8 protein-coding genes are annotated in these 11,486 nt (G+C 71.7%); 2 read left to right on the top strand and 6 right to left on the bottom strand.

The genetic code is table 11. The features are described 5' to 3' along the window. Positions 1 to 192: 192 nt before the first annotated feature. The 3 genes from ACWDR3_RS19330 to ACWDR3_RS19320 all read right to left on the bottom strand — a co-directional run bounded on the left by ACWDR3_RS19330 (position 193) and on the right by ACWDR3_RS19320 (position 3,936). Positions 193 to 1,557 carry a phosphomannomutase/phosphoglucomutase gene (locus tag ACWDR3_RS19330; RefSeq protein WP_450353703.1) on the bottom strand — a complete coding sequence of 455 codons (1,365 nt, stop codon included), beginning with the start codon at positions 1,555 to 1,557 and terminating at the stop codon, positions 193 to 195. Between the two features lie 138 nt (positions 1,558 to 1,695). Further along, on the bottom strand, positions 1,696 to 3,312 hold the full coding sequence (locus tag ACWDR3_RS19325; RefSeq protein WP_450353702.1) for an L-lactate permease: 1,617 nt from the start codon (positions 3,310 to 3,312) through the stop codon (positions 1,696 to 1,698). A 198-nt stretch (positions 3,313 to 3,510) separates the two neighbouring features. Next, entirely contained in the window at positions 3,511 to 3,936 is a 426-nt protein-coding gene (locus ACWDR3_RS19320) for a DUF3499 domain-containing protein (protein ID WP_217550991.1), read from the bottom strand. 292 nt (positions 3,937 to 4,228) lie between these two features. On the opposite strand from ACWDR3_RS19320, the gene ACWDR3_RS19315 reads away from it, so the two are divergent. Then, the gene (locus ACWDR3_RS19315) at positions 4,229 to 4,678 is read left to right on the top strand and encodes a metallopeptidase family protein (RefSeq protein WP_450353709.1); all 450 of its coding nucleotides are present in this window, start codon (positions 4,229 to 4,231) and stop codon (positions 4,676 to 4,678) included. A gap of 37 nt (positions 4,679 to 4,715) precedes the next feature. On the opposite strand, the gene ACWDR3_RS19310 is transcribed toward ACWDR3_RS19315, so the two are convergent. From ACWDR3_RS19310 to ACWDR3_RS19300, 3 genes are all read right to left on the bottom strand, one after another. Next, on the bottom strand, positions 4,716 to 6,221 hold the full coding sequence (locus tag ACWDR3_RS19310) for a DUF5719 family protein (RefSeq protein ID WP_450353701.1): 1,506 nt from the start codon (positions 6,219 to 6,221) through the stop codon (positions 4,716 to 4,718). Then, entirely contained in the window at positions 6,218 to 9,871 is a 3,654-nt protein-coding gene (locus ACWDR3_RS19305; protein ID WP_450353700.1) for a glycosyltransferase, read from the bottom strand. The genes ACWDR3_RS19310 and ACWDR3_RS19305 overlap by 4 nt, the downstream gene beginning before the upstream one ends. A 171-nt stretch (positions 9,872 to 10,042) precedes the next feature. After that, positions 10,043 to 10,306, bottom strand: a complete 264-nt coding sequence (locus ACWDR3_RS19300) for a WhiB family transcriptional regulator (protein WP_010034659.1) — start codon at positions 10,304 to 10,306, stop codon at positions 10,043 to 10,045. Positions 10,307 to 10,961: 655 nt separating this feature from the next. On the opposite strand from ACWDR3_RS19300, the gene ACWDR3_RS19295 reads away from it, so the two are divergent. Continuing rightward, on the top strand, positions 10,962 to 11,468 hold the full coding sequence (locus tag ACWDR3_RS19295) for a cysteine dioxygenase (protein WP_450353699.1): 507 nt from the start codon (positions 10,962 to 10,964) through the stop codon (positions 11,466 to 11,468). Positions 11,469 to 11,486: the final 18 nt, after the last annotated feature.

Here is an 11,486-nt window from a genome sequence, read left to right as displayed (position 1 = left end):
GAGGACGGCGCCGGTATGGGCTGGGTAACCGACTGGAGGGCCTGAACGGCCTCGTCCTCAAACGCCGGACGGGCTGAAAGACACAGGGGGATCGGGACGGCAGAACCTTGGCCTCAAGCGCCGGACGCGCCCAAGATGTGGACCGGCGCCTACAAAGCCCGGCGCCGCTCCACCTGTATCGCCGAAGCCGTTTCAGCCCCTGATCAGCCCCAACACCTCGTCCCGTACCTTCGTCATCGTCGCCTCGTCCCTCGCCTCCGCGTTCAGCCGCAGGAGCGGTTCCGTGTTGGAGGGGCGGACGTTGAACCACCAGTCGGTGGACGTGATGGTGAGGCCGTCGAGGGTGTCGACGGTGATGCCGTCCAGGGACTCGTACGCGGACTTGATCGCTGCCAGGCGGTCCTGTTGGTCGGCGACCGTGGAGTTGATCTCCCCTGAGCCGACGTAGCGGTCGTACTGGGCTACCAGGGCCGAGAGCGTGCCCTCCTGGCCGCCCAGCGCCGCGAGGACGTGGAGCGCGGCCAGCATGCCCGTGTCGGCGTTCCAGAAGTCCTTGAAGTAGTAGTGGGCCGAGTGCTCGCCGCCGAAGATCGCGCCCGCGCGGGCCATCTCGGCCTTGATGAAGGAGTGGCCCACGCGCGTGCGGACCGGGGTGCCGCCGTTCTCCCGGACCACCTCGGGGACGGACCAGGACGTGATCAGGTTGTGGATGACGATGCCCTCGCCGCCGTTGCGGGCGAGTTCGCGCGCGGCGACCAGGGCCGTGATCGCCGACGGGGAGACCGGCTCGCCGCGCTCGTCGACGACGAAGCAGCGGTCCGCGTCGCCGTCGAAGGCGATGCCGAGGTCGGCCTGTTCCTCGCGGACCCGCAGCTGGAGGTCGACGATGTTCGCCGGGTCCAGGGGGTTCGCCTCGTGGTTGGGGAAGGTGCCGTCCAGCTCGAAGTACATCGGGACGAGGGTCAGGGGCAGGCCCTCGAAGACCGTCGGGACCGTGTGGCCCCCCATGCCGTTGGCCGCGTCGACGACGACCTTGAGGGGGCGGATCGAGGTCAGGTCCACGAGGGAGCGGAGGTGGGCCGCGTAGTCCGACAACGTCTCTCGCTGGGTGATCGTTCCCGGCGTGCCCGTGGGTTCCGGCGCGCCCGACTCCAGCCAGCCCTCGGCCAGTTCACGGATCTCGACCAGGCCCGTGTCCTGGCCCACCGGTGCCGCGCCCGCCCGGCACATCTTGATGCCGTTGTACCGCGCGGGGTTGTGCGAGGCCGTGAACATCGCGCCCGGCAGGTTCAGCGCGCCCGACGCGTAGTACAGCTGGTCCGTGGAGCACAGGCCGATCTCGGTGACGTCGGCGCCCTGCGCGGCCGCCCCGCGCGCGAAGGCTCGCGAGAGGCCGGGCGAGGAGGGGCGCATGTCGTGGCCGGTCACGATCGCGTCGGCGCCGGTCACGCGGATGAAGGCGGCCCCGAAGAGTTCGGCCAGCGGCTCGTCCCACTGGTCCGGGACCACTCCGCGCACGTCGTACGCCTTCACGATCTGTGACAGATCAGCAGTCACGGTCCACCCCATCTGAAAGTCCTGTCGGTCGCCTCAAACTACCCGCCCCCACTGACACCGCGCTGTGCGGACGCCGAGTCGACTTCCAGACGTAACCTCAGGTCAGAGTGGGGTGGACGGGTGAGGGGCGGGGACGGGTCACGGCAGCATCCAGCCCAGGACCGGTGAGCTCTGGCCGACCACGATCAGGCACATCACCAGCAGCAGGCCCACGCTCCACGGCAGCACCTTGCGCAGCAGATCGCCCTCGCGGCCCGCCAGGCCCACGGCCGCGCACGCGATGGTGAGGTTCTGCGGGGAGATCATCTTGCCGAGGACTCCGCCCGAACTGTTGGCGGCGGCCAGGAGTTCGGGCGACAGGCCCGATTCGCGGGCGGCGGTCACCTGGAGGCCTCCGAACAGCGCGTTGGCCGAGGTGTCCGAGCCGGAGACGGCCACGCCGAACCAGCCCAGGACGGGTGACAGGAAGGCCAGTCCGGCCCCGGCCGCCGCCACGAAGTGGCCGATGGTGGCGGCCTGTCCGGAGAGGTTCATGACGTAGGCGAGCGCCAGTACGGACGTCACGGTCAGGATCGCGAACCTCAACTCGCGGACCGTGGCGACCCATTCCTCGACCGCCACGCGTGCGTGCACACCGAGCACGACGGCCGTGCACACCCCGGCGAGCAGCACGAGCGTGCCGCCCGTCGACACGATCGGCCAGGTGAAGACGTTCGCGCCGACCGGCTTCCCGTCCGCGCTCACGACGTTCAGGAACGGCCAGTCGTACATGCGGGTCGCTCCGGCCAGCCAGTCCTTGACCGCCGGGATCTGCGCGACCGAGAAGATCACCACGATCAACGCGTACGGGGCGTACGCGCGCAGGACTTCGCGGGGCGGGTCCTCCTCGTCCAACTCCTCGCTGCGCGCGCCGGTCAGCACGGACGCGCGTACGGACTCGGTGGCGGGCACACGCGCGTGCGGTACGGCGACCAGGGCGCCCGCGCCCGCCAAGGCGGCGGCGATGTCGGCGAGTTGCGCGGAGACGTAGTTGGAGACGGCGAACTGGGCGATGGCGAAGGCGACTCCGCAGGCCAGGGCGGGGATCCAGGTCTCGCGCAGGCCGCGCCGCCCGTCCACCAGGCCGACCAGCACGAGCGGCACCACCAGGGCCAGCAGGGGCGTTTGGCGACCGACGACGGAGGCCACCGTGTCCAGCGGAAGTCCCGTCACCTGCGCGAGTGTCACGACCGGCGTGCCCATCGCGCCGAAGGCGACCGGCGCGGTGTTGGCCACCAGGGACACCACGGCCGCGCGCACCGGGTCGAAGCCGAGCGCGACGAGCATGACCGAGCAGATCGCGACCGGTGCCCCGAAGCCGGCGAGGGCCTCCAGGAGCGCGCCGAAGCAGAAGGCGACGACGAGCGCCTGGATGCGCGGGTCGTCGGAGAGCCGGCCGAAGGAGCGGCGCAGGATGTCGAAGTGGTGGGTGCGGACGGTCATCCGGTACACCCACAGGGCGTTGACGACGATCCACAGGATGGGGAAGAGCCCGAAGACGGCTCCCTGGGCGGCGCTGGAGAGCGTCTGACCCAGTGGCATGCGGTAGGCGAGCCAGGCGACGAGAACGGCCGCCAGAAGGCCGATCAAGCCCGCGAGGTGCGCTTTCAGGCGGACACCGCCGAGCAGGATCAGGACGATCACCAGGGGCAGTGCGGCGACGAGGGCGGACAGGCCCAATGAGTCTGCGACGGGTTCCAGTTGCTGGACGTACACGGACGCCTCCCCGGTGCGATCCGATGACGACTCCGCACGCGATTCCGGCATGCGGAAAGCGATTTCTCGTTTCGGCTTACGGAATGGTCGTGTCCGCGACAAGCGCGCGTCAATGGCCGTGCGTCACTGGCCGGAACGTGCACGGAACGCACACGAAAGGGGGTCACGCAGAGGGGATCAATCGGCCGACCGGAACGGTCAGTTGTCCGGCGACCGCAGTACGCGCAGGTGGCCGCGGCGCGCGACCTCCATCGGGTCCGCCCCGCGCCCCCCGCCGCCGGCCCCGGCCGCCCGCTCCTGCGGACGGGCCGCCTCGCGCACGGCGTTGGCAAGCGCTTCCAGGTCGTCGCCGCTCGGACGGGCCGGAGCGGAGCTGTCGAGGAGCCGGACGACCTCCCAGCCACGCGGCGCGGTGAGGCGCTCGGAGTGCTCGGCGCACAGGTCGTAGCAGTGGGGTTCGGCGTAGGTGGCGAGCGGGCCGAGGACCGCGGTCGAGTCGGCGTAGACGTACGTCAGCGTCGCGACGGCGGGGCGGCCGCAAGCGGTGCGCGAACAGCGACGTACAGGGCTCACGACGTTGGACGGTACCGCACTCTTGAGCGGGCCGCGACGACTCTCCCCCAGGTCACTCCACCGTGTCGTGGTGTGAATCACCCCACACACCCCTCCCGCCACACCCTGTTGACCTGCACGAACGGCCGTTCACAGGGCCGCACCCACCCCCGGAACCGATCAACTACCCGTACAAACACAGTCATTTGCCTCGTCGGCGGCGGTCTCGGAGAGATACGGAATCGAGCCCAACCTTGGCTGGAATGGTCATCCGGCGACATGCCCTCCGAGGGGGTCCGACGGTGTCCGTGACGGCGCGTGGGGTCGGGCACGCGGTCCCGGCGGGGACTACGCTTCACCGGTGATGGACAACCCTGTACCGCCCCGTGCCGCCGCCCCCGGGCCCCGCCGTCGTGATCGCCACGGCCGGGGCATGCGCGGCCCGATCGCGCCGCCCCAGGTGCCGCTCGCCGCGAGCCGCGCCGAGGCCTTCGCGGATCTGGTGCAGGACTCCGTGGAGCGTCTGGAGCGGCGCTGGCCGCAGCTCGCCGACATCGATTTCCTCGTCCTGGAGGTGCCGCGGCTGGACGGCTCCGGTCAGGCGTGGAACGACGAGGCGGTCCCCCTGGGGGGCACGATTCCCTCGCGCGAGGGACGGCCGGCCCGCGTGGTCGTCTACCGGCGCCCGGTGGAGATCCGCACCAAGGGGCGCGACGAACGCGCCGCCCTGGTGCACGAGGTCGTCGTCGAGCAGGTCGCCGAACTCCTGGGGCTGACCCCGGAGACGGTGGATCCGCGCTACGGCGAGGACTGAGCCCCGCCGCCTACGCGCGCGTGCCGCTACTTCCGCCCTACTTCTGCAGCACCGACAGATCCTGGTCCGCCTCCGGCACCGCCACCGTCCCGCGGTCGTCCGGGAGGGTCTGGATGGTGAAGCCCGGTACGCCGTCCTCCGTGGCGGCCAGCGTGCGGGCCCCGTAGACCGGGCCGCCGGACAGCGTCTCGACCGTCAGGGCGTACGTGCCCTTCGCCCCGGTCGGGGTCGGGGCCTCGACGTTCTCGGTGGTGCCCGCCTTGATCGTGAACGTCTTGGAGACGGCGGTGCCGCCTCCGCTGCCCGCCGACGCCGTGACCTTGACCTGGGCGGTCGCGGTCGGGGCGGTGAGGGACAGGGTGGAGCCCTTGGCGCTGTTGTCGGCGGACGTCGCGCGCGTGCCGACCGGTCCTGCCGCCGGGATGTACGCCGACTCCTGCTTGGCGCCCTTGCCGCGTACGACCTGCACCGCCGCGATGACCGGCACGGACTGGTCGGTGGGCGTGAGCACCAGGGAGCCCGCCTCGCCGCGCGTGACGTCGCCGAGGTCGGTGGCGGTCGTCATGCCCGCCTTCACGTGCAGCGTCTCGTTGCCGGCGGGCGTGATCAGCCCGGACGGGGAGGCGAGGCGCACCTTGAGGTCGGCGTCCGCGTCACCGGGCGTGAAGGCGATCAGGCGGACGGCGGTGGCGTCCTTCGGGATGCCGGGCAGCACCAGGCTGCCCGCCGGGTCCGTGGTCGCGGCCAGCCAGTCGCCGCCGATCTTCTCGTCCAGGGCCTGCACGGCGGCGCCCACGCGCCCGCTGCGCACGTTCACGTGCACGGAGAGGTCGGTCTGCTTCTCGTCGGTGAGCGTGGACAGCAGGATCGGGTCGCTGGCGTGCGGCGCGATCGTGATGCCCTCCCCCACCGTGGAGTCCAGGGCGCCGTCCTTGCCGTAGAGCTCGATGTCGACGACGGCCGCCGAGTCGTCGGGGTTGGTGAGGTGGACGTAGTCGGTACGGTCGGCGGCCGTGCTGGCGCCGGTGAACCAGAACTCCGTGTCCGGGGCGGTGCAGTTGACGCCCAGGAGGCCGCGCCCGAGGCCCGCGGCGACCTCTGTGGTCTCCTGAACGGCCCAGCCGGGCGCGAACTTGCCCTCGGCGGTGCCCACGAGCGCGGGGGTCTCGCCGCCCGAGGTGTCGCCCGTGACCGGCGTGCCGGGGTCCTTGGGGGTGAGGACCGGCTTGGCGGCCTTCTTCTTGCCGGTCTTCTTGCCCGAGCCGGCGCTCGCGTCGTCGGACTGCTCGTCGGCGGCGGCCAGTTCGGCCTTGCCGGTGGCCGCCGTGCCCTTGGTGACGGGCGTGAAGGACGTGTACGAGGTGTCGGCGAGGTCGGAGGTGCTGGGTTGCGGGCACAGCAGGCTGGTGCGCTCCACGGGCAGCACGGCGGCAGTCTTCGCGGTGTCCTGACCCGAGTCGCCCGGCGCCTTGAGCGTGGCGAAGCCGGTGACCGCGGCGAGCGCCGCCGTGCCGGCGATCAGGGACAGGGTGGTGCGGTTCACTGCTGGCTCCCGTCGGGGCGCTCGTTCGGGTGCGGGTGCTGTTGCTGCTGCGGGTCGTACGCGGGGTCGTAGCCCTGCTGTTGGTACGACGGGTCGTAGCCCTGGTCGTAACCGCCCTGGGGCTGGCCGCCGTACGCGTACGGGTCGTACTGGCCGCCCTGGTAGGGATCGGCCTGGTACGTCTGGTCGTACGCGCCCGCCGGGTACTGCTGGGCGTCCTGGTACTGCTCGTTGTAGGTGCCGTACTCCGCGTTCGTGTACTGCGCCGGGTCCCACTCGTCGTAGGGCTGCTGTTGCTGCGGGATCGCGACCGGGGTCTCCTGCTCGGGCGGGACCGGGAACTCCTCGCTCTGGTCCGGCTCTTCGGCCTCCGCCTGGGCGCGCAGGCGGCGGGCGCGGCGGCCTTCGCCGGACACGGGCTGGGCGGGGACGGCGGCCGGCTCGTCCGGCAGGTCGTCGTCGACGACGCGGCGCCGGCCGGGCAGTGCGAGCACGACGAGGACCAGGGCGAGGAAGCCCTGCGCCCACAACCACGCGGTGTGCGTGATCGGGTCGTCGTAGGTGACGTCCAACGTGCCGCCGGAGGCGGGAAGTTGGAAGCCCTGGGCCCAGCCGTCGACCGTGGTGCGGGTGAGCGGCTTGCCGTCCAGGGTCGCCGTCCAGTCCTCGGAGGCGGTGTCGGCGAGGCGCAGGACGCGGCCGTCGGCGCCGGCGGGGACCTTGGTGTGGATGTCGACGGGACCGGCGGCGACGGGCTGCGGGGTGCCGGTGCCGGCGGCGGACACGATGGTGGCGCGCGCGACCTCCTGGTCGACCCGCCACAGCGCGCCGCCGCCGTCCTGCTGGCTGAGCCTGCTGAGGCCGGGAGTGGCGTCCAGCACGCGCGTGACCTCGCGGGGCGCACCCTTGTGGATGAGGACGTAGCGCACCGCGAACTTGCCGAGCTGGTCGGCCTGGTCGGCGCCGGAGCCGGCGACCAGGTTGGCGACGACCTTGTCGAGCTGGCTGTTCTCACCGTCGGCGGCCGCGAGTTCGGCATCGCCGAGGCGGGCCCCTGAGCCGCGTACGAGGGTGTAGCCCACGCGCGCGGTGGAGTCGCTGTCGAGGACCAGCGTGCGGGCCTGGTCGCGGGTGCCGCTCTCCTCGGCGACGAACGCGGGCACCTGCACGGGGTCGCGCCGCTCGACCGGCCCGTCGGCGCCGCCGATCATCCAGCCGCCGGCGACCAGCAGCGGGCCCGCCAGCGAGGCGAAGGCGATCAGTACGGCCACCGGCTGGCGCCAGCCGAAGCTCTGCTCGGCCACACGCGCGCGTGCGCCGTCGGCGCCGAGGACCGCGGCGGCCAGCAGGGCGATGCCGTAGACGAGGGTCGCGGGGCCCGCCCAGGTGGAGCCGTTCGACAGGACCGCGAAGACGAGGCCCACCAGGGCGACCAGCCAGGCCGCCCAGATGCCGAACTGCCGCTCGGAGCGCAGCAGGGCGGCCAGCGCGGCCAGGACGATGCCGATGAGCATCAGCCCGCTGACCGTGCCCGGGCCGCCGGGGCTCGCGCCGAGCAGGTCGAGGGCGGAGGCGGCCGAGGAGCCGTACTCCAGGCCGGCCTCCTTGAAGAAGCCGAACGGCAGCAGCGACAGCGACCAGGGCGCGAGGACCAGCAGCGGTGTGCCGAGCTGGGCCAGGAAGCGCAGGCCGTAGGCGGTGATGTCGCCGCGGCGCACGGCCAGGACCGCGATGCCGAGGACCAGCGCGAGCGGCCACACGATCGGGGTGAACGCCGTGGTGACCGTCAGCAGCAGGGCGTACGCCCAGGTGGCGCGCCAGCTGCCGCGCGCGCCGGACGCGTGTGTGAGGCCGCTGGCGGCGATGCCCGCGCGGGCCAGCAGCGGGAGCAGGATGGCGAGTACGGCGGTGCCCAGGCGGCCGCCGGCGAGCGCGCCGGTGGCGGCGGGCAGGAAGGCGTAGACGACGGCCGCCCACGCGCGCAGCAGGCGGGACTCGACGAGCGGGCGGGAGGCGAAGTAGGCGGTGAAGCCGGCCAGCGGCACCGAGCAGACCAGCAGCAGGGTGATCGCCAGGCCGGTCGAGCCGAACAGCGTGGAGGCGAGCATCGCCACGAGCGCGAGGTAGGGCGGCGCGGACGGGCTGCCGCCGGCGCCGACCGGGTGCCAGGAGTCGAGGTAGCGCGACCACAGCTCACTGGAGTCGGCCGGGGCGGGCAGCAGGGCGCCGCCCGAGAGCGCGCCGCTGTCGAGCAGGTCGCGGCAGGCGATCAGCGAGAAGAACAGCAGCACCAAGAAGAGCATCGGGCCGGGCTTGCGGGCGATGCGCTTGAGGCGGGCGAACTGCTCGATCTCCAGGAAGTCGGCGTCGTCGCCGCCGGGTCCGGACTCGACCGCACCGCCGTGCCGCCCCGCACCGGAGACCGCCTCGGGGTCGGAGCTGCCGAACAGATCACCCGCGACCTGCTCGACGGTGGCTCGCACGGTCGCGCCGGGCGGTGGGAAGAGCGGGCGCAGCTCGCCCTTGTCGATCTGCGGGGTGCCGCGCTTGCGCCGCCCGGCGATGATCCGCTCGGGCCGCAGCAGAGTGCCCAGCAGACCGCGGATCTCGTCGAGGGCCTGCCCGGGGACCTTGCCGACCAGGTAGGCGACGGTGCGCAGGAGAGTGCCCAGCACCAGGCGGAACAGCACCCAGGGCAGCGCCGCCGTACGGGTGTTGACGAGGAGGGTGTAGGCGGCGCCCGCCTTGTCGACCTTGTGCGGGGAGGTCGCGGCGCGGCCCACGCAGTCGACGGTGCGGCGCTCGCGCGAGGAGGCCTCCGCGTGGCGTACGACCGCCTCGGGGGCGATGAGGACGCGGTGCCCTGCGGCCGTGGCGCGCCAGCACAGGTCGACGTCGTCGCGCATGAGCGGCAGCCGCTTGTCGAAGCCGCCGAGCTGCTCGAAGACGTCACGCCGGATCAGCATGCCCGCGGTGGACACCGACAGCACGGTCCGTACGTGGTCGTGCTGGCCCTGGTCCTGTTCGCGGCGGTCCAGACCGGTCCAGCGGCGGCCGGAGTTGGCGATGCTGACGCCGACCTCCAGGAGCTGGCGCCGGTCGTACCAGCCGCGCAGCTTGGGGCCCACGATCGCCACGTCGTCGCGGCCGAGCTCCAGCTCGGTGTCCACGACACGCAGCAGCTGGGCCAGGGCGTCGGGCTCCGGGGCGCTGTCGTCGTGCAGCAGCCACAGCCACTGGACCGGCTCGCCGTACGGGAGCTCGGGCATGTCGTACGCGTCGTCGCGCCACGAGCGCGTGACGGGGTCCCAGCCGCTGGGCCGCTTCAGATAGGTCAGCTCGTCCGGCGTCAGCAGCGGTGCCGTGCGATTGGCCTCCTCGACGGCCTGGCCGAAGCCGGTGCGCCGGGCCAGGTGCAGCACGTGGTCGGGGCCCAGGGCGTCGGTGACGAGCTGGGCGGAGGCGTCCGCGCTGCCGGTGTCGGCCGCCATGACGCTCTGAACGGGGCGTTCCTGGCCGAGCAGCCCGGCGAGCGCGTCGGGCAGCCAGCGGGCGCCGTCGTGGGAGACGATCACCGCCGTCACCACGTGACGCGGGAACTCAGGAGTGGCAGCGTCTGCTTGGGCTGCCGTGTGGCTGTGCACGGACATCGAGGTACGGGCCCCGGTTCGATGGACTGCGGTGGACTCCCGCGCCCGCTGGTGGCGGCGAGGCGTCTCGGACGAGCAGCCACACTATCGGCAAGGCATGACGGCGGCCCGCCGCCTGTGGACAACCCACCTGCGACGGGCCGTTGCCCGAATGGTCGTGCGCCGTGCGGTTCAGACGGCGGCCTTCTTCAGCCGGCGGCGCTCACGCTCGGACAGGCCGCCCCAGATTCCGAAGCGTTCGTCATTGGCGAGGGCGTATTCGAGGCACTCGGAGCGGACTTCACAGGCGAGACAGACCTTCTTGGCCTCACGGGTCGAGCCGCCCTTCTCAGGAAAGAAGGACTCGGGGTCGGTCTGGGCGCACAGTGCACGCTCCTGCCAGCCGAGTTCCTCGTCCGCGTCGTCGACCAGCAGTTGCTGCACCGTCTCGGTCATGTGCGCCCCTCGTCTGTTCTTCGCGTCCCCGTGATGTAGCCGTTACCGATTTCGGCTGAACGACACGAGTGAAATTACAAGTGTGCTGCTCCGGGCGAGTCAAGCCGAGATCTGCTATTGGGCCCCTTATTCACTCTGCGGAACCAAGGCCATGCGGAAAGTGTTCAAATCGGCATAAACCTTGACATGCAGACGAGGCCCGGAAGGACCTCCGGCCCCGCGCAGAGCCTGTACGGGGAAGGACGCCCAGAGATCCGATCTCGTTCCACGCGCACCTCGGGGCGAACCGGATCACATTCGGATCACGGGAACGCAACGAGGTTTGTGCGCCCGGTTGTGCGCCATGTGTCCCGGTGGGCGCGTGGACAAACCTTTCACCTCGGACATGAACCGGATGGGGTGAACCGCGTCCCACGATCCGGGCGTCGAGTTGACACTGAAGGTGTGAACCGATGTTCTTGTGGGCATGCTCGCGAACTTGGCAGTCACCTCGACCCGCACCGCCGGGTCCCACGGTGCTGCCCGCGCTCGCTGTAGCTGTTGCTGTTCCAGCTGTTGAGCCACACCCCGCTCCAGCTGGAAACCGAGTCGACCACGATTCGTTCTCCGTTTCCGTTCCCTCTGACCTTCTTTCACTGAGGAACCAGCGCACCGAATGAACAGCGACAACGACCTCCAGATCGCCGGCGACATCCTCGAAGTCCCGCATCTGCTGCAGCCGCCGCGCGAGCACCCGGCCACCGTGGCCGAGTTCGTCGGCATGGCCCGCGCCATCGCCGCCGACCGCACGCAGTGGGAGCACCTCGTCCGCTACGACGCCACGGCGCGCTGGTACCACCGACTGCGCACCGGGCCCGGCTACGAGGTGTGGCTGCTGTCCTGGGTGCCCGGTCAGGGCAGCGGGCCGCACGACCACGGGCGTTCCTCCGGCGTGCTGACCGTCCTGGAGGGCACGCTGACCGAGCGCACCGGGCGGGCCACGCGCGCGTTGGACGCGGGAGCGCAGCGGGTGTTCGCGCCGGGGTACGTGCACGACGTCGTGAACGACGCGCTGGAGCCGGCGGTGAGCCTGCACGTCTACTACCCCGGCCTGACCGAGATGCCGATGCACACCTCCCCGCACTGCGAGGCCCGGACCGAGCCGCGTCCGGTGACTGCCTGACGCGTTGTCGTACCCGCC

This window comes from Streptomyces sp. NPDC001002, from assembly GCF_053599215.1.
Note: the sequence above shows the minus strand (reverse complement) of the source record. Positions and strands in the feature narration are given on the sequence as shown.

Coding starts and splice junctions, on each gene's coding strand:
- ACWDR3_RS19315 (WP_450353709.1), top strand. CDS start 4,229: ATGGACAACCCTGTACCGCCCCGTGCCGCCGCCCCCGGGCCCCGCCGT.
- ACWDR3_RS19305 (WP_450353700.1), bottom strand. CDS start 9,871: ATGTCCGTGCACAGCCACACGGCAGCCCAAGCAGACGCTGCCACTCCT.
- ACWDR3_RS19300 (WP_010034659.1), bottom strand. CDS start 10,306: ATGACCGAGACGGTGCAGCAACTGCTGGTCGACGACGCGGACGAGGAA.
- ACWDR3_RS19295 (WP_450353699.1), top strand. CDS start 10,962: ATGAACAGCGACAACGACCTCCAGATCGCCGGCGACATCCTCGAAGTC.